We start from the raw sequence: 22,688 nt of genomic DNA on the forward strand, positions 1-22,688 counted from the left end.
ACGGCGCGGGGAGCGCCCTCAGGCTCCCTCATGCACCCTCAGGCATTAAGCCCGAACAACCGGGCACCGTTCCCGTGCAGCACCCCCCGCAGCCACGCGTCCCCGAGCCCGAGCCGCTCCAGGGACTCCAGCTGATGGACGTACGCGTACGGGATGTTGGGGAAGTCGCTGCCCAGAAGCACCTTCCCGCCCAGGTCCGCCAGGCGCGCCGTCTCCTCCTTCGGGAACGGCATGAGCCGCTCGCTGAAGTCCGTGAACGCCATGGTCGTGTCGAGGCGCACCTCCTCGTACCGCTCCGCGAGCGTGAGGAACTCCGCGTACTCGGGCATCCCCATGTGCGCGACGACGACCGGCAGCCGCGGATGGCGCGCGAGGAGCCGGGCGACCGGCTCGGGCCCGGTGTGCTCGCCGGGCGCCGGGCCGGAGCCGCAGTGCATGACCACCGGCACCCCGGCCTCGGCGAGCAGGCCCCACACCGGGTCGAGCAGCGGGTCGCCGGGATCGTAGCCGCCCACCTGGACATGCGACTTGAAGACCCGCGCGCCCGCCTCGACGGCTTCCCGCACATACCGGTCCACGCCCGGCTCGGGGAAGAACGTCGCGGTGTGCAGACAGCCGGGCGTACGCCGCGCGAAGTCGGCGGCCCATCCGTTGAGCCACTCCGCCATGCCCGCCTTGTGCGGATAGACCATCGAGGTGAAGGCCCGCACCCCGAACTCCCGGAGGAGCTCGACGCGCCGCTCCTCCTCGTGCCGGTAGGTGATGGGCCACCGCACCACGCCGGTCGCGTCGTACGAGTCGAAGTACGCCCAGACCTTCCTCAGCACCCGCTCCGGCATGAAGTGCGTGTGTACGTCGACGAGACCGGGAACCCCGACCCGCTCCAGGAACCGCCGTACGGCAACACCGTCCCCACCACTGCTACTTCCACGGCTACTCCCGCACAAAGCCATGACTTCGCTCGACCTTGGCGACGTGGAGGACGTACGACTCGTACCAGTCCTCGCGCCCGCGCCGCTGGGCCGCACGGTGCTCCAGGTCGCTCCGCCAGGCCTTGATGGCCTCCTCGTCGCGGAAGTACGCCACGGTGATGCCGAGGCCTTCCGGGTCGCGGGCCCCGTCGACGCCGAGGAACCCCGGCACCTCGGCGACCAGCTCGTCCATGCGGTCGGCGGTCTTCCCGTAGCCGTTGTCGCCCGCGGTGCGCACGGAGGAGAAGACGACGGCGTAGTACGGCGGTTCGAAAGGCCCGGCGGGACCTCTGTCGTGATCACTCATGGCGTCACATTCGGGCCCGCGCCCCGTGCCTGTCCACCCCTTTCCCCTGTCTCTTGCCCAACGGTCAGCAGGAATTGACCATTCGGTCAGCGAGAACGCAGCGGTCGCGGCTCTCAGAAGAGTCCGTCCTGCTCGACGCCACCGCCACCGCCACCCGCGACCTCCACCGCCTGCACCGGCACCGTGACGCCCGCCCCCGCGCCGGCCGCCACCAGCTCCCACCCCACGAGCACCCGCGTGTCGACCACCAGCGCGCCGCCGCCTGCGATCTCCAGGTGCAGGTCGGGCCCCGCCGCGGCGACGAGCCGCCCCGCGACCGCCCCGCCGTCGACCAGCTCCCGCACGACCCCGCCCCCCGGCGCGGGCCCACCGCGCGCGCCGAGCCCGAACTCCTCCGCGTGATCGACGGCCTCGAAGGCCACCCGTTCCAACGCCTCGGCCCACCCGTCGAGCGCCACGGCCCGCCGGTACAGCTCGTCCAGCTCCCGCGCACGCTCCGGCCGGGCGGGGAGCTCCGCACGCACCCCGCGCTTGCGGGCGTACGCCACCCGGTCAGGCACCCCGAGCGCCGCCCGCAGCAGCTCCTCCGTACGCCGCGCCGCCATCAGCGGCCCACGCCCCAGCCAGCAGAACGCCACCGCGCCCTGCTCCAGGAGCCGCCGGGAACCCCGCTCCTCCGCGGTGATCCCGACCTTCACCAGACCGGCCCCGAACCACGCGAGATACACCCGGTACGTCCGCGGATCGTCGGGCACGCCGTCCGCCGCCACCGAGAACGCCCGGTCGAGCCGCGCACACTCCGCGCAGCGCGCCTGCGTGGCCCGGCCCGGCACGACGGCCCGCAGCGGACACGGATTCCCCCGCGCCCCCACGCACCGCCGCTCACCCACGGCCCGGAACCCGATGTCCGTCCCGTACGCGAGGGCGCTGCGCCGGCCGCCTTCCCACCGCAGCACGGGTCTCCCATCCGGCCACCCGAGCCCCGCGCACCGCCACGCCATCCGCGACTCCCTCATCAACCCCATCAACGCAAAAGGCCCCCGGATCATCTCCGGGGGCCTTTCGACTGTGTGCACTCGGCAGGATTCGAACCTGCAACCTTCTGATCCGTAGTCAGATGCTCTATCCGTTAAGCTACGAGTGCTTGTTTTTTTCTTTTGTTTCCGTCTCCGCTTCCCGGCCCTTCGGCCCGCTCGCGGCGACAGGAAGAACATTACATGACTGCCGCCGCCATGTGAAATCCGTTCTCCGGACCCCTTGTGAGCTGCGGAAACACCCTTCAGCGCGGCGACGGGGCCACGACGCGCCGAAGCCCCGGTCCTCAGGGACCGGGGCTTCGGATCATGCTGCGGAGGCGGAGGGATTTGAACCCTCGATGGGCTTTAAGGCCCAAACCGCATTAGCAGTGCGGCGCCATAGACCGGACTAGGCGACGCCTCCAGCTTGCACACCTGCGCGAGCGCGGGGGGTGCGTGCAGATGATGACACAGCCGAGCGGTCTGTCACCAATCGCGGACTCCACGGTACTAGTCGCGCGGCCCACAGGGCAAAGCGTTTCGCCGCGCCGCCAGACACCGCAACGAAGCGCGGCGTACGGCGTTAGAGCGGTAGAGCCACCCGTCCCGTCGGACTCCGACCGTCCCGCGTCTGACTCCGGCCGCCCTATGCAGAGGAGCCCGCCATGCTGCGTCGTCTCGCCCTCACCGCCGCCGTCTCCGCCGCCGCACTCTCCGCCCTGCCCGCCACGGCCCACGCCTCGACGCCCCCCACGACCCCGATCGACCGGCTCACCGTGACGGTCACCGGCATGGGGGCCGAAGGCGACGGGACGTACCGGCTGAACTGCCACCCGGCCGGCGGCACGCACCCGCAGGCGAAGGAAGCGTGCGCGCGGCTCGACGAGATCAGCGTCTACGGAAGGGACCTTTTCGCCCCGGTACCGCCCGGCACGATGTGCACGATGCAGTACGGCGGGCCCGCCACCGCACGCATCACGGGCACCTGGCACGGACGGCCCGTCAACGCCACGTACGACCGCAGCAACGGCTGCGAGATCGGGCGGTGGAACGCTCTCGTCCCGGTGCTGCCCGCGACCTCCGCGTGACCAGGCAGTACCGAAAACTCACATCTTCTGCGTGCGACCTCCCTCTCATCCGGCGTCGCGCGCACAACCACTCCCCGTAGACTCACTCCCGTGACACGCCACGGGCCGAGGGGCAAAATGGCCTGAGCGAGTCGGCAAGCAGCGGTAACCAGGGAGGAAGCGTCGTCGTGAGCAGCAGGCCATCCCGAGGCGCTGCTCGCCTCGCAGCCATACTCGACGCGCTCCCTGACGCGCTCGTCCTCGTCAACGCCAACGGCACCGTGGTGAACGCCAACGCCATCGCGCTGGAGGCGTTCGAGACACCCGGCACCGCGCTCGTGGGGCGCGGTCTGCTCGATCTGCTGCCGGAGTTCGACTCCCGGCTCATCCCCGGGTCCATGCGGCGCCCGGACACGATCGACGAGCGCGGGCGCACCAAGCCGACGCGGATGACCGCCCGGCGCACGGACGGCAGCGAGTTCCCCGTCGAGGTCACCAGCTCCCCGCTGGAGGACGGCAGGGACGCGTACGACCAGTACGGGTACACCGGTGACGAGCTGCTGATGCTCGTCGTGCGGGACCTGTCGGGCACCGTGGACACCGAGGCCGAGCTGGCGCGTTCGCAGCGGCAGACCGAGATGATCCTGCGGGCCGCGGCCGAGGGCGTCGTCGGCACGGACACCGACGGCCGGGTCGTCCTCGTCAACCCGGCCGCCGCCCAGATACTGGGCTTCCGGGCGAGCGACCTCGGCGGGCGGGAGCTGCACCCGCTGGTCCTGCACTCGCGCGCCGACGGCGAGCCGTTCCCGTACGAGGAGTCCCCGCTCGCCGACACCCTGCGCTCCGGACGCAAGCACCGGGTGCGCGGGCAGGTCCTGTGGTCCAAGAGCGGCGCCAAGGTGCCGGTCGACCTCACGACGTCGCCGGTGCGCGACGGGGACCAACTGGTCGGCGCGGTGATGACGTTCACCGACCGCAGGCCCTACGACGAGCTCAACGAGAAGTACGAGGCCGCCCTCGCCCGGCACGCGGAGGAACTCACCGCCGCCGCGGAGGAACGCGCCGCCGAGATCAAGGCCGCCGAGGAGCAGCGCGCCGAGGCCCTCGCCGCCGAACAGGAGCGGTACGCGGCGCTCGCCGAGCGCGAGAAGGACCGCTTCGAAGAGCTGGCCGAACGCGAGAAGGCGCGGTACGACGCGCTGGCCGCGCGCCACGAGCAGCTGCTCGCCGTGCTCGGCTCCTCCCTGCGCGGGCCCCTCGACGAACTGCGCCGCGAGCTCGCCGCGCTCGCCTCGGACGACGCGGGACAGCTGTGGCCCGAGGCCAACCAGGTCCTGCACCACCTGTCGGCCGGGTACGCCCGGATGACCACCCTCGTCGACAACGTCCTCGGCTACCAGCGGCTCGACGCGGGCGCCGAACAGCTGTCCCGTACGAGGGTCATGCTCGACGCGGTCGTAGCCGCCGGCGTGGAGGGCGCGGTCGAACTGATCGGTCCCGGGCGCGCCCAGTTCGCGGTGCACGCGCCGCCGATCGAGCTGGTGGCCGACGCGGAACGGCTCGCCACGGCGGTCGCCCACCTCGTCGCGGACGTGGTGGGGATCGACGCGACCGGCAACACGCGCGCGGGTGGCTATCCGGGCGGCTACGCGGACTCGACCGTCGTCGTGGCCGCGGCCCAGCGCGGCGAGGTCGTCCGCATCGAGGTGCGGGGCCCGTACAGCGGCGGAGACCCGGTGCACGAGCCGATCGTGCGGGGCATCGTGCGGGCCCACGGAGGCGTCCTCCAGACGCACGAGGTGCCGGGCATGGGCGGCAGTGCGTATGTCCTTGAGGTGCCGATCGGGGCGGGGCCTACGGAGGGTGCGTCTTCTTCGGACGCCCCGGGTTCCGCGGGGTCCTCGGGCTCTGCGGGGGCTGCAGGCTCTGCGGGATCTGCGGGGTCTTTGAGTTCGGTGCCTTCTGGGGGTGCCGCTCCGGGTAGCGCGGTGGTGGTGCCCGAGCAGGCGTCGGCCACTTCCGGCGGCGGGCGCCGACGGGCTCGACGCCCCTCGGTGGACTCCTTCCTGGAGAGTGCGAGTTCGAGTTCGAGTGCTGTGCCGGGGGCCGCGGGCTCTTCTGGTGGGGCCGGGGCGGAATCCGACACTGACGGCTCCGGCTCCGGTGTCGCTGGTGCGCAGGGCGCCGCGCAGGGTGCCGCGCCGAGCGGCGGTACGGGGCGGCGCAGGGGCAGGCGTGCGGCGGAGGCCTCTTCTCCGGAGACGCTCGGCGGAGCGGTGGCCACGGAGCTGGTGAGCGGCCCCGGCACGGGGACGCAGGCTGCGGAGGCGGCCAGTGGCGGTACCGGGCGGCGCCGCGGTCGGCCGAGTGCCGCCGAGGGCACTGAAGGCACCGAAGGTGCCGTGATGACGGCCGCCGAGCACGCGGCGGGGTCCGCCGCGCTGGGCGAGACGGTGCCGCCGCAGGGCGTACCCGTGCCCAACGGGCCGACGGGGCGCCGCGCCCGGCGCACGGGCGAGCAGCACGCGCTGCCCGCGCTGGCCTCGGGGCCCGCTGAGACTTCCGGGGCCGCCGGAGCCGTCCCGGGCACCGAGCTCGCCGCGGTGGAGGCCGGACACGGTGACGCCGCGCGGCCCACGGGGCGGCGGGCGCGGCGTGCGCTGGCCGCCGCCAGGGAGCGTGCCGCCGCCGAGGAGGCCAACAACGGCCGCGTCTTCGCGCTGCCGCCCGCCACGGCCGACCGCGCGCCGGGCCAGGACACCGCGGGACAGGAGTACGCGGCTGTCCAGGGCGACACCGGGCACCATGCCGCGGCCGTACGTGGGGGCGATGACCACACGCCACCGCAGCCTCATCCGGTGCAGGCGCCGCCGCATGCCTCGACGCAGGCCGCGTCGCAGGCCCCGACGGGGCGCCGTGCCCGACAGGCGCCTCCAGGGGGTCCTGCGGCTCCGGCTGCTTCGGGGACGCCCGCGCAGGGGACGCCCGCGCAGGGAACGCCCGCGCAGGGCGTGCCCTCTCAAGGGGTGCCCTCTCAGGGTGGCCAGGGCCCGAGGGGTCCGCAGCAGGGCGGCCGGGGCGCCGCCGCCGAGCCCGGTCCGCTGCCCGCGCCGCAGCCGTGGCCGGACGGCACCACTCCGGCGCAGGGCATTCCGACGCCGGCCCATGGAGCCGCACTGCCGCCCGAGCGCGGCGCGCAGGCCCGGGCCGCCCAGCCGCTGCCTGCCGAGACCGCGCCCGGTGCGCCCGGTGCGCCCGGTGACCCCAACTCGACGCAGGGGCGTGCGATCAGCGTGCGTACCCTCGGGCAGGGCGTGCCGTTCAGTCGGCAGATCGTGGAGCAGCAGCGCGGTCCGCAGGGTGGAGCGCAAGGTGGCCCGCAAGGTGGACCGCAGGGGGGTGGCGGCCCGGCCGTACCCGGCCAGGGCCAGCAGCCGCCGCGGAACGCCCGCATCCCCGAGTCGCCGCAGCCCCCGCTGCCGCCCCAGACACCTCACGCACCTCAGACGCCTCCGTCCGGTCAGACGGCAGCGGCGGCGGGCGTGGGTCCGATGCCCGCACCCCAGGCCCCGGCTCCGGCTCCGGCTCCGGGGCCGGAGGCCTCGCCCACCGAACCGCAGCAGCAGGCCCGGACACCGGGACAGACACCGGCTCACGCACCGGCTCACGCACCGGGGCAGACACCTGCTCAGCCGCAGGCGGCCGCCGCGCAGTCGCACACCCTCGGCGGCTCCGGGCGCAGGCGCAGGCTGGCCACGCCGCCCGAGCCGGCTGCCGACGGGCGCCCCGACGCCTCGGCGCGCCCGCACCCGCTGCCCCAGCCGCAGCCCCACGCACCGTCCCACCCGCAGCCGTCGGCACCGGCGCACCCCCAGTCCCGTATCGGGTCCACCACCGAAGGGGCCGGTCGTTCGTACGCGATCGGCGCCCCGGATGAGGACGCCGACGAGGGACCGGAGCCGTTGGACGGGCCCGGCGGCGCCGTCGAGGTCGCGAACCGGCCCCAGCCGCAGCCGATGGACGACGAGCTGCCGCCGGAGCCGCTGGACAACCCGCGCCGTCTCCTGGTGTGGCCCGCGCCCGACGCCACCACCCAGCAGGCGCTCAGCGACCGCGGCTACCGTCCCGTGATCGTGCACTCGCGCGAGGAGGTCGACGCGCAGATCGCGGCGTTCCCCGCGGCTCTCTTCGTGGATCCGCTGACCGGCCCGATCACGCGCACGGCGCTGCAGTCGCTGCGTCAGGCCGCCGTGGCCGCCGAGGTGCCCGTGCTCGTGACGGCGGGCCTCGGCCAGGCGACGCGCGAGGCGGCGTACGGCGCCGACCCCGCCGTACTCCTGAAGGCCCTCGCTCCGCGCGACAGCGAACAGCACCCGTCACGCGTCCTGCTCATCGAGGAGCACGAGGAGATCGCGCTCGCCCTGACGGCCACTCTGGAGCGGCGCGGCATGCAGGTCGCGCGGGCCGAGAGCGACGCGGACGCGGTGACGCTTGCGGCACAGATGCGGCCGAACCTCGTGGTGATGGACCTGTTCCAGGTACGTCGCCGCAGGGCGGGGATCGTCGACTGGCTGCGCGCGAACGGCCAGTTGAACCGCACTCCGCTGGTCGTCTACACCGCGGCCGTCGACGAGACGGAGCTGCCGAAGCTTGCGGCGGGCGAGTCCGTGCTGTTCCTGGCGGAGCGCTCCACCAGCACCGAGGTGCAGAGCCGGATCGTGGACCTGCTGGCGAAGATCGGCACGAACTAGCGGACCGGCCGGGGCGCGAACCAGCGAACCGGCCGGGGCGTGAATCCGCGAACCGACCGGGGCGGTAACCGGCGAACCGGCCGAGGCGCAGGCGGCGTCAGACGGCGTCAGGCGGCGTCAGGCGGTGTCAGACGGCCGTGATGCTTCGTACCGCCGCCTTGATGGAGGCGCGCAGCCGCTCACGGTCGGCGTCCTCGTCACCGACGAGAATCCGCCGCATCTGCGGCACGGCCGTCGACCAGCCGGCCAGCGCGACCACCATGAAGAGCAGGTGGGACGCGGGGATCTCGTCGCTGATCACGCCCCGGGCCTGGGCGTCGGCGAGGACGGCGACCTTGCGGTCGTAGTGGTCCCGGCGCTCCCGCTCGTCGGGCAGTTCCTCCGTGCCGTACTCGATGCCTTCCCAGAAGAGCAGGCGCAGCAGCTCGGGATGGGCGGCGTGGTAGTCCATCAGCCGGTCCAGCCAGCCGTCCATGTCGTCCGCGTCGACCGGGTTGGCGACGGCCATGTCCAGCATGCGCTTCTCCAGAACCTGCGCGAACAGCTCCGCCTTGTTGCCGAAATAGGCGTAGATGAGCTGCTTGTTGGCCTTCGCCTCGCTCGCGATGCGGTCGATGCGGGCGCCCGCGATGCCGTACCGGGCGAACTCGGCGACCGCCGCCTCGAAGATCCGCGCCTTGGTGGCCTCGGGGTCTCTCACTGCCATGAGCACAGGTTAGGCGAACCCGTTCGGGTAACCAACTGTTTGGTTGCTTGACAGCCCGATCTCCACAGGCGCAGACTTTTCCCAGCAGCCAACCAACTAGTTGGTTACTACGGCCTACCCCCCGCCCCGTGCCCGTCCTCGTCCTCGTCCCCGGAGGAGCCCCCGCCCATGCCCTCATCAGCGACCTCCAACTCCGCCTCCGCCTCCGCCTCCCCACCAACATCCCCCCTCACCCCCGCACCCCCTGCTCCCCTCCCCGTCCCGCCCACCGTGTTCCTCGTCCTGATCGCCGTCTGCACCGCGGTGACGGCCGCCAACATCTACATAGCCGCGCCGCTGCTCCCCCTGATGGCCCGGGACTTCGGGTCGACCCCGTCGGCCGTCGCGTGGATCGCCTCGGTGGCCCAGTTCGGGTACGCGGCGGGGCTGCTGTTCTTCGCCCCGCTCGGTGACCGGGTCGACCGCCGCAGGCTCGTCGCGGCGCTCTCCGTGGTCACGGCGGTGGCACTCGGCCTGGGCGCGGCAGCCTCGGGGGCCACCGCGCTCGCCGCCGCCGTCCTGGTGGCCTCCGCCGCGACGGTCGTGCCGCAGCTGCTCGTGCCGCTGGTCGCCGAGCGGGCGCCCGCGCACCGGCGGGCCAGCCATGTCGCGGCGCTCATAGCCGGCCTCTTCACGGGCATCGTCGCGGCCCGCGTCCTCGGCGGCCTCGTCGGCCAGGCCTTCGGCTGGCGTTACGTCTTCGTGGGCGCCGCCGCCCTCACGGCCCTGCTCGGCCTGGCCTCCGCCGCCGTGCTGCCCGCCGAGCACCGTCGGCGGACCGGACCGCTCTTCGCCGGTCTCGTCCAACTGCCCGCCGTGGTGCGGAGCTCCGCCGAGCTGCGACGCGCCTGCATACGCCAGGGCGGGATGTACGGCGCGTGGAGCGCGCTGTGGACCTCGCTGGCCCTGCTGCTCACCGGCAGCGGCGGCGACGGGTACGGCATGTCGACCGCCACCGCGGGCCTCTTCGGCCTCTTCGGTCTCGCCGCGGCTGTCGTGGCACCGCTCGCGGGCGGCCTGGTCGACCGCTTCGGCGCGGCCAAGGTGGTCTCGTCCGCGTACGGCACGGCCGCTGTGTCGGTGCCGCTGTTCTGGCTGGGCGGCGGGGCGCTCTGGGCCCTGTGCGCGGCGGCGGTCGTCCTCCACATGGCGCTGGTCGCCAACCACATCGCCAACCAGACGCTCGCGCTGACGACCACCTCCACCCCCGCGGTCGCCAACACCGCCTATGTCGTGGCCGGTTTCGCGGGCGGCGCGATCGCCTCCGCCCTCGCGGGCACCGCGTTCACCCACTGGGGGTGGACCGGTGTGTGCGCGGTCGCAGCCTTCTGGCTCGCGCTCGGCTGGGCGACGACCGCGATACCGGGCCGCCGCCCCGGGCGGCCCGTCAGAGCCGCGTGACGTCCAGCTCGCCGTCCGCGTACTGCCTGCGCAGTACCTTCTTGTCGAACTTGCCGACGCTCGTCTTCGGGACCGCGGGGATGACCGCCCAGCGCTCGGGCAGTTGCCACTTGGCGATGTGCTCCGCGAGGAAGTCGCGGAGGGCGGCGTAGTCGGCGGTCGCGTGTTCCTTCAACACGACGGTGGCGAGCGGGCGTTCGCCCCACTTCTCGTCGGGGACGGCCACGACCGCGGCCTCGGCGACTTCCGGGTGGGACATGAGGGCGTTCTCCAGCTCGACCGACGAGATCCACTCGCCGCCCGACTTGATGACGTCCTTCGCCCGGTCGGTGAGGGTCAGGAAGCCGTCCGCGGTGATCACGCCGACGTCGCCGGTCTTCAGCCAGCCGTCCTCGCTGAACTTGTCCTCGGGCCGGAGCATCTCGCCGCCCGCGCCGCCGTAGTAGGCGCCCGCGATCCAGGGGCCGCGCACCTCCAGCTCACCGGCGGACTCGCCGTCCCACGGCAGGTGTTCGCCGCCGGGGCCGACCAGCCGGCCCTCGACGCCGGCGGGGAAGCGGCCCTGCGTGAGCCGGTAGCCGAACTCCTCGTCGGTGCCGATGGCGTGGGCCGGCGGGCGGGCGACCGTACCGAGCGGGGATGTTTCCGTCATGCCCCAGGCGTGACAGACCCGCATCCCGAACTGGTCGAAGGCCTCCATCAGGGCGGGCGGACAGGCCGAGCCGCCGATGGTGACCTGGCCCAGCGAGCTGACGTCACGCGGCTTCGCGGTGAGCTCGGCGAGGAGGCCCTGCCAGATGGTGGGGACGGCGGCCGCGTGCGTGGGCCGCTCCGACTCGATCATCTCGGCGAGCGGGGCGGGCTGCAGGAAGCGGTCCGGCATCAGCATGTTCACGCCGGTCATGAGGGTGGCGTGCGGCAGTCCCCACGCGTTGACGTGGAACTGCGGGACGACGACCAGCGACGTGTCCGCGTCCGTCAGACCCATCGACTGCGCCATGTTGACCTGCATCGAGTGCAGGTAGATGGAGCGGTGGGAGTAGACGACGCCCTTGGGGTCGCCGGTGGTGCCGGAGGTGTAGCACATGGCGGCGGCCGCACGCTCGTCGAGCTCCGGCCAGTCGTAGGCGATGGGCTTGCCCGCGATCAGCTCCTCGTACTCGTGCACCTGCGCGTGCGAGCCCGCGAGCAGGGAGCGGTCGCCCGGGCCCGACACCACCAGGTGCTCGACGCTCGTCAGCTGCGGGAGGAGCGGCGCGAGCAGGCCGAGGAGGGAGCCGTTGACGATGATGACGCGGTCGGCGGCGTGGTTGACGATCCACACCAGCTGGTCGGCGGGCAGCCGCAGGTTGAGGGTGTGCAGGACGGCGCCCATGCAGGGCACCGCGAAGTAGGCCTCGACGTGCTCCGCGTTGTTCCACATGAAGGTGGCGACGCGCTCATCGTCCGTGACGCCGAGGTCCTCGCGCAGGGCGTGGGCGAGCTGAGCCGTGCGCTCGCCGATCTCGCGGTAGCTGCGGCGCTGCGGGTCGCCCTCGCCGGTCCAGGTCGTGACCTGTGATGTCCCGTGCACGGTCATGCCGTGCCGGAGGATGCGGGTGACAGTCAGCGGTACGTCCTGCATCGTGCTCAGCACGGCGTCCTCCTGGGGCGACATCGCCTGCGCGGCGGTACGGGCTGCGCGGCAGTAAGGGTTGGCGCTGATTCTGCGCGCATACCACTTGGTATGTCACTACTCCAGGGGATGATCGATCATCCGCCCCCGGCGCGCCCGCTCAGCGGACCGGCGTGAGTTCCGGGTCTTCGCGGAGCTTGCCGAGCGCGCGGGACACGGCGCTCTTCACGGTGCCGACGGACACCCCGAGCACCTCGGCGGTCTGCACCTCGCTCAGGTCCTCGTAGTACCTGAGGACGACCATCGCCCGCTGCCGCGCCGGCAGCTTCAGGATCGCGCGCCACATCGCGTCGCGGAGCACCTGCTGCTCGGCCGGGTCCCCGCCCGGCGTCACGTCCGGCTCCGGCAGCTCGTCGCACGCGAACTCGTCGACCTTCCGCTTGCGCCACTGCGACGTACGCGTGTTCAGCAGGGCCCGGCGCACATAACCGTCGAGGGCGCGGTGGTCCTCGATCCGGTCCCACGCCACATACGTCTTGGTCAGCGCGGTCTGCAGCAGGTCCTCGGCATCGCTCGGATTCGCGGTCAGCGAGCGGGCGGTGCGCAGCAGTACGGGCTGGCGGGCCCGTACGTAGGACGCGAACGACGGGTACGTGGAGGGCCCTATGGCCCGCGTCGGACCCGTGCCCCGCGTCGCGGCCGTGGAAGCGCTGGTGCACACGGACACCATGGATGCGGTCATGGCTCCACGCTAGAAGCGCCCCCTACTTCAGCGGATCGGCCGGAGGTCCCGAAGCCGTGTCCGCCTCAGGTTGTACGAGGGGTGTTGTCTACACCTCCTACAGGTGGAGGAGACGGAGCACGTCTCTGAGGGTTCGCCCCCGAGAGCCGCCCGGGCGCACGGTCCGCCCGGGCGGCCGTCCGGCTAGCTGATGCGCGCCACCGGAGCGTGCACGAGGTTGCGGTCGATCACCAGCGTGCGCCCGCCGTGCCGCTCCTTCACGTTCCCCGCGTACTGGTGGATGCGCCGCGCCGGGCGCCACGCGTTGTCGCTCAGCGAGGGCTCCCCGTACAGGTGCGGCTTGGTGCGCCAGCGCGCGAACCACATCACCGACGGCAGGTCACCCACGCCGGCCCGCCGTGCCGCCTCCATGTGCCGCACGCCGGAGTCGGCACTGCTGTAGAAGCCGGGGACGTAGCCCTGTCTGCGCACTTCGCGGTCCCAGGAGCGGACGAAGGAGAGCGTGGTGTTCGCGCAGCTCTTGTTGCGGTAGGCGTACGCCTCCATGTCCAGGTAGAGCGGGCTGTCCTGCTGGATGCCGACCGCCTTCGCCGCGCGTACCGCGTCACGCCCCTCCTGCTTCCCCTGACTCCAGGGCTGCCGCCCGATGCGTACGTTCTTCTTGTTCTTAGCGACGACACACGGCGACTGCGACCCCACGTACAGCGGGAGGACGCGCCAGCCCATCCCCTTCACCGCCCGCATCCAGGCGTGGTTGAGGTGCGGCTGCCGCTTGCAGGCCCGGCCGCGGCCCCCGAAGTACACGCCGACGGCGCCGTACTTGGACTGCCGCCAGCGCCGCATGGTGTCCGTGGACCGGGTGAGGCAGGTGTCGAAGGCCCAGCCGCGGAAGGTCGACACCTTCGCGGCTGCCCCGCGGGCGGTGTGGTCGGAGGCGACGCCCGGTGGTGAGGCGGTCATGTCCGCGGCCAGGGCCGTCAGGACGAGGACGAATCCAATGATCATCGTTCGAAGACGCATACGCCGAGTGAAAGCGTCCGGGCCCGATCCGCGGCCGGGACACGCGCCGCGTTCAGCCGTCCGACCGCAGAATCAACCCCGATGTGGGAACGCCCGTGCCCGCCGTGACCAGAGTGCGCGCCGCGCCCGGTATCTGGTTCACGGAGGTGCCGCGCACCTGCCGGACGGCCTCCGCTATGCCGTTCATGCCGTGGAGATACGCCTCTCCCAACTGTCCGCCGTGCGTGTTCAGGGGCAACCGCTCCTCGGCGACGAAGCCCGCGCCCTCGCCTGGCGGGCAGAATCCGAACTCCTCCAATTGCATCAGCACGAACGGGGTGAAGTGGTCGTAGAGCACCCCGACGTCGATGTCGCCCGGCGCCAACCCGGAGGTGCGCCACAGCTGCTTCGCCACCACGCCCATCTCGGGCAGCCCTCTCAGGTCGTCGCGGTAGAAGCTGGTCATCTGCTCCTGCGCCCGGCCCGCGCCCTGGGCCGCCGCAGCGATCACGGCCGGCGGACGCGGGAGGTCGCGGGCCCGCTCCACGCTCGTGACGACGATCGCCTGCCCGCCGTCCGTCTCCTGGCAGCAGTCCAGGAGACGCAGGGGCTCGACGATCCAGCGCGACGCCGCATGGTCCGCGAGCGTGATCGGCTTCCCGTGAAAGTACGCCGCGGGGTTGGTGGCCGCGTACTTCCGGTCCATGACGGCCACATGACCGAAGGCCTCCGGCGTCAGACCGTACGCATGGAGATAGCGCTGGGCCGCCATCGCCACCCAGGAGGCGGGCGTCAGCAGTCCGAACGGCAGGGCCCAGCCGAGCGCCGCGCCCTCGGCGGACGGCTCGCGCCGCTGCACCCCGGAGCCGAATCTGCGCCCCGACCGTTCGTTGAACGCGCGGTAGCAGACGACGACCTCCGCCACCCCGGACGCCACCGCGAGGGCCGCCTGCTGGACGGTGGCGCAGGCCGCCCCGCCGCCATAGTGGACGCGGGAGAAGAAGGACAGTTCCCCGATGCCGGCCGCCTGGGCGACCGTGATCTCCGGGCTGGTGTCCATGGTGAAGGTGGCCATGCCGTCCACGTCGGCCGGTGTGAGCCCGGCGTCGTCGAGCGCGGCGCCCACCGCCTCCACGGCCAGCTTGAGCTCGCTGCGCCCCGAGTCCTTGGAGAACTCCGTCGCCCCGATCCCGACGATCGCGGCCTTCCCGCCGAGGCTGTCGCGCGTACGGACGCTCATGCGGTGCCTCCCGGGGGGACGGTGACCGTGACCGTGCCGGTCACGTGCTTGCCGATGCCGTTGGTGCCGACGACCGTGACGACGGCCGTGTCGCCCCCGGGCGCGGCCTCGACGTCCTCGACGGTTCCGGTCAGCACCATGGTGTCCCCCGGGTAGTTGGGCGCCCCGAGGCGTATCGCCACCTTGCGCAGCACGGCGGTGGGGCCGAAGTGGTCGGTGATGTACCGCCCGACGAGGCCGTTGGTCGTGAGGATGTTCATGAAGATGTCGGGGGAGCCCTTCGCCCGCGCGAGCTCCGCGTCGTGGTGCACGTCCTGGTAGTCGCGGGACGCGATGGCCCCGGCGACGATGAGTGTCCGGGTGATCGGGATCTCCAGCGGCGGCAGCTCCTCACCCGTCGTCACACCGGTCCCGCTCTTCACAACACCGGACCCGCCCTTCGTGATATCGGTCCCGCCCTTCGTGACATCGGCCGCGCTCTGCGTGACACCGGTCTCCCCCTTCATGACGGCTCCCCCTTTGCGATCAAGTCACCCAGCTCCTGGAGCACTTCGCTGCCGCACCCCAGATACGCGTCCAGCTGCCGCCCCCACAGGAAGTGCCGGTGCACGGGGTGGTCGAGGTCGGCGCCCATGCCGCCGTGCAGGTGCTGGCCCGCATGCACGACACGCTTGCCCGCCTCCGAGGCCCACCAGGCGGCGGTCAGGGCGTGCGTGCAGTACGGCAGTCCGGTGTCACGGCGCCAGGCCGCCTCGTAGGTCGTGACTCTGATCGCCTCGGTGTCCATGTAGGCGTCGGCGGCGCGGAGTTGGACGCCTTGCTTCGCGGCGAGGGGGCGGCCGAACTGCTCGCGCGTGTTCGTGTGGGCGACCGCGCGGGCCAGCGACCCCGCGCACACCCCGGCCTGCAGCCCGGCGAAGGCCGTCCGTGCGCACGCCTGCACGTCCTCGTATGCGGCGGGACCTCCCAGCCGCTCCCCCGGCGTCCGGTCGAGGATGAGCCGGCCCGCCGCCCAGGGCGCCGTCAGCTCGACCGGCTCCACGCGCGCGTCGGCGACCCGCACCAGCCACAGGCTCCGGTCGGCCGCCGCCACCAGGACCCGCTTCGCGTCCCGCAGCCACGGCACCCACGTCACCGTGCCGCTCAGCACCCCGTCCGCGGACGCCACCACCCCGCCGCGGGCGGGCAACGCTCCCGTGACGACCGCGCTCCCCTGCCTGAGCGCCGGCAGCAGCCGGTCCCGCTGCTCGGCCGTGCCGTGCGCGGCCACCGCGAGTAGGCCGTAGACACAGCTCGCCGCGAACGGCACCTGTGCCGTCACCCGCCCCTGCTCCTCCAGGAGCAGCACGAGCCCGAGCAGCCCGATGTCCTCGACCGCGCCCGGCAGCCCCGCCGCGCACAGGGCCTTCCAGAGCTCGGCGTCCGAACCCGTCCCCACCGCCGCGAGCCGCTCCGGCGTGGCCAGGTCGGTGAAGATCTCCCGGGCGAGGTCGCGCGCGGCCGCCTGCTCCTCCGTAGGCGTGAAGTCCACGTCAGCCACCGCCTTCCGTCGCGCCCCCGGAGGCCGCCACGCCCCCGGAAGCCGCCGCACCCCCAGAAGCCGACACGCCTTCGACGGCCTCCCCGCCCTCGACGGCCCGGAACACCGGCAGCTCCAGCTCGGCGTCCACCCGCTCGAACGCGAGCCGCACCGGCATCCCGATCCGCACCTTGTCGTACGGCACGCCGGTCACGTTGCTGATGATGCGCACGCCCTCCGCCAGTTCGACGAGCGCCACGGCGTAGGGAGGGTCGAAGGCGGGGAAGGGCGGGTGGTGCATCACGACGTACGAATAGACGGTGCCCTCGCCGCTCGCCTCGACCGTGTCCCACTCGAGCGAACCGCAGGCGTTGCAGCCGGGGAGCCAAGGGAAGCGGAGTGTGTCGCAGCCGCCGCAGCGCTGGATCAGCAGGCGGTGCGCGGCGACGCCCTCCCAGAAGCCGGCGTTGTCCCGATTGATGACCGGACGGGGGCGCTCGCCCTTCGGTTTCCGTTTCGCCGGAGCGTATTTGAGGATGCGGAAGCGGTGGGTGCCCGCGAGCCGGCCGCCCGCGCGGACGTCCATCCGTGTCGTGACGAAGTGCCCCGTGCCCAGCTTGGTCGTCTTGCGCTCCGACACCGACTCGATCACCGCGTCGAAGGTGATCTCGTCACCGGGCCGCAGCGCCCGCAGATACTCCTGCTCGCAGTCGGTGGCGACCACCGAGGTGTACCCGGCGTCGTCGAGCAGGGCGAACAACGCGTCGTACGCCTCCGAGCGGCCGTCGTGGCCGGAGAGTCCTCCCATCGTCCAGACCTGGAGCATCGTCGGGGGCGCCACCGGGTCCGCGCCCCTGTACGCGGGGTGCGTGTCGCCCATCGCCTCGCACCAGTGCCTGATCATGGGTTCGTTGACCAGGTCCTTGCCCAGGCCCGCCTCCGCCGCCGGCCTCCCCTCGAACGCCCGCAACTCCTCGTACGCGGTCTCCTTCACAGCTGCCTCCGCCGTCTCCGCTGCCCCCGCCGTCTCCGCCCCCTGGGCCCCCGCCGTCACCGCCCCCTGGGCCGCCTCCCTCTCCGACACCTGGGCCGCCTCCGCCTTCGTCACCCCCGCCATCACCGTCGCCCCCTCCGCATGCCGAGCCGCATCGTCGCGACGATCTCTCGCTGCACCTCGCTCACCCCGCCCCCGAACGTGTTGATCTGCGCGGCCCTGTTCATCCGCTCCAGCTCGCCGTCGTCCCCGAGACCGCCCGGCGAACCGGCTCGCACGAGCCCCGCTTCGCCCGCGATCTCCTGACACATTCGGTACACCTCCACGGCCGACTCGGTTCCCGCGAACTTCACGCCGCTCGCGTCGCCCGGCGCCGGACCCCCGGTCCCCACATCACCCACCAAACGCCAGTTGAGCAGGCGCGTTGCCGCAAGCCGGGCATGCGCTTCGGCCAGCCTCGACCGCACCCACGGAGCGTCAATCCGGCGCTCACCCGTCACCGGATCGGGTGTACGCGCGCGGTCCAGCGCCGCCGCGTAGAAGTCCTCGGCCTGCATGCCGATCGCGGCGAGCGCGACCCGCTCGTGGTTGAGCTGGTTGGTGATGAGCCCCCAGCCGCCGTTCTCCTCGCCGACGAGGTTCGCGGCCGGCACCCGGACTCCGTCGTAGTACGTCGCCGTCGTCGTCAGTCCGCCCACCGTCTCGATCGGTGTCCAGGAGAAGCCGGGGTCGTCGGTCGGCACGAGGAGGATCGAGATGCCCTGGTGTTTGGGGGCTTCGGGGTCGGTGCGGCAGGCCAGCCAGATCCAGTCGGCGTTCTGCGCGTTCGAGGTGAAGATCTTCTGCCCGTCGACCAGCCAGGTGTCGCCGTCGCGCACGGCCCGGGTCCGCAGCGCCGCCAGGTCCGTCCCGGCGGAGGGCTCGCTGTAGCCGATCGCGAAGACGACGTCGCCGCTGAGGATGCGGGGCAGGAAGGTGTCCTTCTGCTGCTCGGTGCCGTATTTCATGAGGGTCGGCCCCACGGTGTTCAGGGTGACCATCGATACCGGGGCGCCCGCGCGGTGGGCCTCGTCGAAGAAGACGAACTGCTCGTCGGCGCCGCGCCCCTGGCCGCCGTACTCGACGGGCCAGCCGAGGCCCAGCATGCCGTCGGCGCCGATGCGGCGCAGCAGGCGCCGCTGTCCCTCCGCGTCCGTCCCGTCGGGCGGCCCTTCGGGCATCACCTCGCGGAAGTACGCGCGCAGTTCGGCACGGAGTCGGCGCTGGCGTTCGGTGGGGGCGAGGTGCACGGGGGCGGCCTCTCCGTCTCGTACCGGCAGGGTTTCTGACTGTCCGTCAGGTACGGTGCGGTGTCAAGGGATCACCCGCCGCCGGCTCCACGGAGGAGCCCCCCCCCCCCGGACCCGTCACCCCCCTCCCCGGACCCGTCACCACCCAGACCCGGCACCGCCCCCCCCGGACACGCCTGTGCGGCGGCACCGAAGCGCCGCCGCACAAGAGCGTCACACCCCACAGCTCACGCCCCTTGGAGCCGTCCCGAGCGGCTCCAGAGGGCACCGGCTCACCAGAGCTCGGCGAAGTTGACCGCGACGTTGTCGTTCGACTGGTCGATCGCCGTGAAGCCGGATCCGTTCACCTGGGCGGTGTTGTTCTGGTTGGAGGCTCCGTTGCCGATGGCCTGCTGCTGCGTCGTGGTCGAGTTGCCCCCGTTGTCATCACCCACGCCACTGCCGTTCACAGTCGCCACACCGGCGTTGGATCCGTTGTTCGCGAAGGCTCCGTTGTCGGCCAACGCGACGCCCGAGAAGAGCGCGGCGGCCAGCGGCACGGCTGCGGCGGCGGCGATGATGCGGGCGCTACGGATACTTGCCATGTCTGTTCCTCCAGAGCAGGAGGCACGCGTCGGCCGAGGCCTGGCGCACCTGAAGTACGGCTTATTCCAAGGCAGTTGGCCGACCGCCCCGGAGTGTGCTGCACGACGTCGCGGGTCCAGAGTTGCCCACCGAATCCCCGGCGAACCACCCCGGAAGCCGTGATTCCCCCGCAAGCGTGAGGACATATCGATAAACGCTCCGCGCGCCCCACCGGTCTGCTCCGAGGCCCACGGACCCCCGGCCGCATTGCACCCCCGGCCGGGCATCGCACGAGGTGAAGCGTTACGGCAGCCTTCCTCCCGAAGGCCGCGCAGGGGGGCGGCGCCCCCTCCCGGATCACCCCGTCCGGCCCAATCCCGGCCCGCTCCCTCTTCCCTTCTTCGAACGTGCGTACGAAAATGAGGTCATGGCCACCACCGACCGCCATGCCACCACCCTCGCGCTCGCCCACGCCCTGTCGGCCGCCGAACGCGGCCTCGCGGTGCTCCCGCTGTCCCGCACCAAGCTCCCCGCCCTGCGCTCCCCCCACCACGGAGACCCCCGGCCAGCCCTCTGCCACGGTGAATGCGGACGCCTCGGGCACGGCGTGTACGACGCGACGACCGACCCCCGGCGCATCCGCGAACTCTTCGCCGCCGCCCCCTGGGCCACCGGCTACGGCATCGCCTGCGGGCTGCCGCCACACCATTTGATCGGCATCGACCTGGACACCAAGTCCGGTACGGACGCCTCGGCGGCCCTGCGCGAACTGGCGCTGCGCCACCTCTTCACGATCCCCGACACCGTCGTCGTGATCACGCCCAGCGGCGGCCGCCACATCTGGCTCACCGGCCCACCGGACACCGTGATCCCCAACTCGGCGGGCCGGCTCGCCCCCGGCATCGACGTCCGGGGCGCCGGCGGCTACCTCGTCGGCCCCGGCTCCCGCACCGAGCACGGCCTCTACAGCACCGCGCCCGGCACCGCCCACCTGCCCCCCGCGCACTGCCCTCCGGCCCTGTTGCGCCTGCTCACGCCCCCGCCCCGCCCCCACCAGCACGCACCCCGCGGGGCCGACAGCGCGCCGGCCGGACACCCTGACGCGTTACCCCAACGCGGCCAGGGGCTGGTGCAGTTCGTTCTCGCGGCGCACGAGGGCCAGCGCAACACCCGCCTCTTCTGGGCCGCCTGCCGGGCCTACGAGAACGGCATCGGCGAGGCCCTGGCGCCCCAACTCGTGGACGCCGCCCTACGCGTCGGCCTCACCGAACGCGAGGCCCTCTCGACGATCGCCTCGGCGGCCCGCCTCACGGGTGACACGTGAGCCGACCCGGCCCGCCCAAGGGCATGTCTAAAGGGCGCCCAAGCGCCCAACGGGACCCCAAGCGCCCAACGCGACAGGGCACTGCAACCTTCTGATCAGTGCGTCGGACAGGGCCCCTCGTGATCCGCTGTACGAAAGGCCCCGAGATGTCGTAGCGTGGTAAGGCTTCTGCTCCGGAGATCTCGGCAGCAGTGGCCGAAGTTCCTGTTCCTTCTGCTTCCTGTTCCTTCTGCGTCGATCTTGAGGTGACGTCCTATTAACCAGGCCATGTAGCCGTCCGCGTTCCCCACGTGCTGTTTTGTCGCACGTGTCCGGGGGCGGACGTCGCGCTGGCCTGAGTTGCGTCACCCCCGTGTGTCCCCCCGCAGTTTTCTGTCTTTCCCCGGGTGCAGCTCTGCCGTCTGCCCCGGGTTTCGTGTTTTTCCGACCCCGGTGCGGCTGTCGGCAGGGCTCCCCGATCCCCTTGGATCAGGAGTTTCCGTCGTGTCTTCCTCCGCGCTCGACAACGAGCCGCAGCACACCACCCAGTCCCCGCCCCGCCCAGCACCCGGATCGTCGAAGTTGGGCCTGGCTGCCTGGATCGCTCTCTTGGTGCTCCTCGGCGCCGAGCTGATGGACATGATCGACCAGTCGGTCGTCCTCACCGCCCTGCCCGCCATCCAGGAGTCCACCGGCGCCGGACCTGACGCGGTGCAGTGGGTGACCACCGGCTATTCACTGCCCATCGCCGTCGGGCTGATCACCGGCGGACGCCTCGGCGACCTCTACGGCCGGCGCAGGATCCTGCTCATCGGCACCGTCGTGTTCACCGCGGCCTCACTGCTGTGCGGCCTCGCTGCCGGGCCGGGTCTGCTGATCGCCGCCCGCGCCCTCCAGGGCGTGGGAGTGGCCGTGATGATCCCGCAGATCCTGGCCACCCTTCACGTCACCTTCGAGGGCCAGAACCGCAGCAAGGTGTTCGGCCTGTACGGAGCCGTCATGTCGCTCGCCAATGTCCTGGGCCCGGTGATGGGCGGTCTGCTGACCGAGGCGGACCTGTTCGGGCTGTCCTGGCGGCCGATCTTCCTGGTCAACGTGCCCGTCGGCCTCGCCGTACTCCTCCTGGGCCGCAGGTTCATCCCCGAGTCGACCGTGCAGAAGGCCGACCGGCTGGACCTCACCGGCATGCTGCTGTCCGCGCTGGCCATCGTCCTCATCGTCTTCCCGCTCACCGAGGGGCATCTGCATCACTGGCCGCTGTGGTGCTTCGCCCTGCTCGCCGCGGGCGTTCTCGTCCTCGGCGTCTTCCTGCGCCACCAGCGGCGCAAGCAGGGCGACGCACCCCTCGTGGCCCTGTCCCTCTTCCGGAGTCGGCAGTTCTCCGGCGGCATGGCCGCGCAGCTGATGCACGGCCTGCTGTGCGGGCTGTTCTTCATGACCTGGACGCTCTACCTCCAGCGCGGACTGGGCATGAGCCCCCTCCAGGCGGCCCTGGCCTTCGTGCTGCTCTCCCTCGGAGAGCTGGCCGGCGCGACGATCGTGGCGAAGAGCGGCGGGCGCTTCGCCCGACGGCTGCCGCAGACGGGAGCTCTCGTCGCGCTCGCCTCGATGGCTGCCTACGGACTCCAGGTCGACGCGGGCCAGGCGGGCCTGACCCTGCCGGCGATGACCGCTCCGGTGGTACTGATCGGGTTCGGACTCGGCATGGTCGGCGGCCCGCTCGCCGACATGTCGCTGGCGCGGGTGCCGCATGAGGACGCCGGGTCGGCCTCGGGCCTGTTCAACACCGTCATGCACCTGGGCATCGCCCTCGGCACCGCGCTGACCGCCCTGGTGTTCTTCGCCACCACTGGCGGCTCGCTCGACGCCGGGCTCAACCGTGACGCGTTCCTCACCGTGCTGTGGTGGGCCGGCGGCCTCCTCGCCCTCCTGTGGGCCCTGATGTTCTGCCTGCCCAAGCGGCCGAACGGCCCGGCCGATTGCTGAAAAAGGGTGTCTCCCCATGGGAGACACCCTTCTGCACTGCTACTGCTCTGACCTGCAAGCGGTGGGTGTGGGATTTGAACCCACGGTGGCGTGAACCACGACGGTTTTCAAGACCGTTCCCTTAGGCCGCTCGGGCAACCCACCCCGCGCCGTCCGACGGAAACCGAATCAGGACCGCG

The 22,688-nt window shown here is 72.3% G+C and carries 18 protein-coding genes and 3 tRNA genes; 5 read left to right on the plus strand and 16 right to left on the minus strand.

The window, feature by feature from the left end; all coding sequences use genetic code 11:
* Positions 1-38: 38 nt before the first annotated feature.
* The 5 genes from ACH4D5_RS13430 to ACH4D5_RS13450 form a co-directional block, all read right to left on the minus strand.
* Positions 39-953: an amidohydrolase family protein gene (locus tag ACH4D5_RS13430; RefSeq protein WP_398301661.1), complete on the minus strand. Its 915-nt coding sequence runs from the start codon at positions 951-953 to the stop codon at positions 39-41.
* Complete coding sequence (locus tag ACH4D5_RS13435; RefSeq protein WP_398301663.1) at positions 934-1,278, minus strand: antibiotic biosynthesis monooxygenase family protein; 345 nt, start codon at positions 1,276-1,278, stop codon at positions 934-936. The genes ACH4D5_RS13430 and ACH4D5_RS13435 overlap by 20 nt, the downstream gene beginning before the upstream one ends.
* Positions 1,279-1,391: 113 nt before the next feature.
* Positions 1,392-2,234: a DUF2797 domain-containing protein gene (locus tag ACH4D5_RS13440; protein WP_398301665.1), complete on the minus strand. Its 843-nt coding sequence runs from the start codon at positions 2,232-2,234 to the stop codon at positions 1,392-1,394.
* Between the two features lie 115 nt (positions 2,235-2,349).
* Positions 2,350-2,422: transfer RNA gene (locus ACH4D5_RS13445), tRNA-Arg, on the minus strand.
* Positions 2,423-2,627: 205 nt separating this feature from the next.
* A tRNA-Ser gene (locus tag ACH4D5_RS13450) sits at positions 2,628-2,718 on the minus strand.
* A 241-nt stretch (positions 2,719-2,959) separates the two neighbouring features.
* On the opposite strand from ACH4D5_RS13450, the gene ACH4D5_RS13455 reads away from it, so the two are divergent.
* Both ACH4D5_RS13455 and ACH4D5_RS13460 read left to right on the plus strand, forming a co-directional pair.
* Positions 2,960-3,382: an SSI family serine proteinase inhibitor gene (locus ACH4D5_RS13455; protein ID WP_398301667.1), complete on the plus strand. Its 423-nt coding sequence runs from the start codon at positions 2,960-2,962 to the stop codon at positions 3,380-3,382.
* Positions 3,383-3,549: 167 nt separating this feature from the next.
* Positions 3,550-8,112 (plus strand): PAS domain-containing protein, encoded by a 4,563-nt coding sequence (locus tag ACH4D5_RS13460; protein ID WP_398301669.1) that lies wholly within the window; start codon positions 3,550-3,552, stop codon positions 8,110-8,112.
* A 127-nt stretch (positions 8,113-8,239) separates the two neighbouring features.
* On the opposite strand, the gene ACH4D5_RS13465 is transcribed toward ACH4D5_RS13460, so the two are convergent.
* A complete protein-coding gene (locus ACH4D5_RS13465; RefSeq protein WP_398301671.1) occupies positions 8,240-8,818 on the minus strand; it encodes a TetR family transcriptional regulator in 579 nt (192 codons plus the stop codon).
* 168 nt (positions 8,819-8,986) lie between these two features.
* Between ACH4D5_RS13465 and ACH4D5_RS13470 the strand changes: the two genes are divergently transcribed.
* On the plus strand, positions 8,987-10,258 hold the full coding sequence (locus ACH4D5_RS13470; RefSeq protein WP_398301672.1) for an MFS transporter: 1,272 nt from the start codon (positions 8,987-8,989) through the stop codon (positions 10,256-10,258).
* On the opposite strand, the gene ACH4D5_RS13475 is transcribed toward ACH4D5_RS13470, so the two are convergent.
* The 9 genes from ACH4D5_RS13475 to ACH4D5_RS13515 all read right to left on the minus strand — a co-directional run bounded on the left by ACH4D5_RS13475 (position 10,245) and on the right by ACH4D5_RS13515 (position 19,240).
* The gene (locus tag ACH4D5_RS13475) at positions 10,245-11,915 is read right to left on the minus strand and encodes a long-chain fatty acid--CoA ligase (RefSeq protein WP_398301674.1); all 1,671 of its coding nucleotides are present in this window, start codon (positions 11,913-11,915) and stop codon (positions 10,245-10,247) included. The genes ACH4D5_RS13470 and ACH4D5_RS13475 overlap by 14 nt on opposite strands.
* A gap of 118 nt (positions 11,916-12,033) precedes the next feature.
* Positions 12,034-12,615, minus strand: coding sequence for a SigE family RNA polymerase sigma factor (locus tag ACH4D5_RS13480; protein WP_398301676.1), 582 nt, complete (start codon positions 12,613-12,615; stop codon positions 12,034-12,036).
* A gap of 183 nt (positions 12,616-12,798) precedes the next feature.
* Positions 12,799-13,635 (minus strand): glycoside hydrolase domain-containing protein, encoded by an 837-nt coding sequence (locus ACH4D5_RS13485; protein ID WP_398301678.1) that lies wholly within the window; start codon positions 13,633-13,635, stop codon positions 12,799-12,801.
* A gap of 52 nt (positions 13,636-13,687) precedes the next feature.
* Positions 13,688-14,854, minus strand: coding sequence for a lipid-transfer protein (locus tag ACH4D5_RS13490; protein ID WP_398301680.1), 1,167 nt, complete (start codon positions 14,852-14,854; stop codon positions 13,688-13,690).
* Positions 14,851-15,258, minus strand: coding sequence for a MaoC family dehydratase (locus tag ACH4D5_RS13495; protein ID WP_398302596.1), 408 nt, complete (start codon positions 15,256-15,258; stop codon positions 14,851-14,853). The genes ACH4D5_RS13490 and ACH4D5_RS13495 overlap by 4 nt, the downstream gene beginning before the upstream one ends.
* A gap of 98 nt (positions 15,259-15,356) precedes the next feature.
* On the minus strand, positions 15,357-16,385 hold the full coding sequence (locus ACH4D5_RS13500) for an acyl-CoA dehydrogenase family protein (RefSeq protein ID WP_398301682.1): 1,029 nt from the start codon (positions 16,383-16,385) through the stop codon (positions 15,357-15,359).
* A gap of 1 nt (position 16,386) precedes the next feature.
* Complete coding sequence (locus tag ACH4D5_RS13505; protein ID WP_398301684.1) at positions 16,387-17,490, minus strand: bifunctional MaoC family dehydratase N-terminal/OB-fold nucleic acid binding domain-containing protein; 1,104 nt, start codon at positions 17,488-17,490, stop codon at positions 16,387-16,389.
* Entirely contained in the window at positions 17,490-18,656 is a 1,167-nt protein-coding gene (locus tag ACH4D5_RS13510; RefSeq protein ID WP_398301686.1) for an acyl-CoA dehydrogenase family protein, read from the minus strand. The genes ACH4D5_RS13505 and ACH4D5_RS13510 overlap by 1 nt, the downstream gene beginning before the upstream one ends.
* A gap of 272 nt (positions 18,657-18,928) precedes the next feature.
* Positions 18,929-19,240 (minus strand): hypothetical protein, encoded by a 312-nt coding sequence (locus ACH4D5_RS13515; protein WP_398301688.1) that lies wholly within the window; start codon positions 19,238-19,240, stop codon positions 18,929-18,931.
* Between the two features lie 407 nt (positions 19,241-19,647).
* Here ACH4D5_RS13515 and ACH4D5_RS13520 point away from each other — a divergent pair, with 407 nt between their 5' ends.
* Together ACH4D5_RS13520 and ACH4D5_RS13525 are read left to right on the plus strand one after the other, a co-directional pair.
* Complete coding sequence (locus ACH4D5_RS13520; protein ID WP_398301690.1) at positions 19,648-20,544, plus strand: bifunctional DNA primase/polymerase; 897 nt, start codon at positions 19,648-19,650, stop codon at positions 20,542-20,544.
* 483 nt (positions 20,545-21,027) lie between these two features.
* A complete protein-coding gene (locus ACH4D5_RS13525) occupies positions 21,028-22,509 on the plus strand; it encodes an MFS transporter (RefSeq protein ID WP_398301692.1) in 1,482 nt (493 codons plus the stop codon).
* A gap of 59 nt (positions 22,510-22,568) precedes the next feature.
* On the opposite strand, the gene ACH4D5_RS13530 is transcribed toward ACH4D5_RS13525, so the two are convergent.
* Positions 22,569-22,653, minus strand: a tRNA-Ser gene (locus ACH4D5_RS13530).
* Positions 22,654-22,688 lie beyond the last annotated feature (35 nt).

Source organism: Streptomyces sp. NPDC018029, assembly GCF_044327655.1.
Lineage (GTDB): Bacteria > Actinomycetota > Actinomycetes > Streptomycetales > Streptomycetaceae > Streptomyces.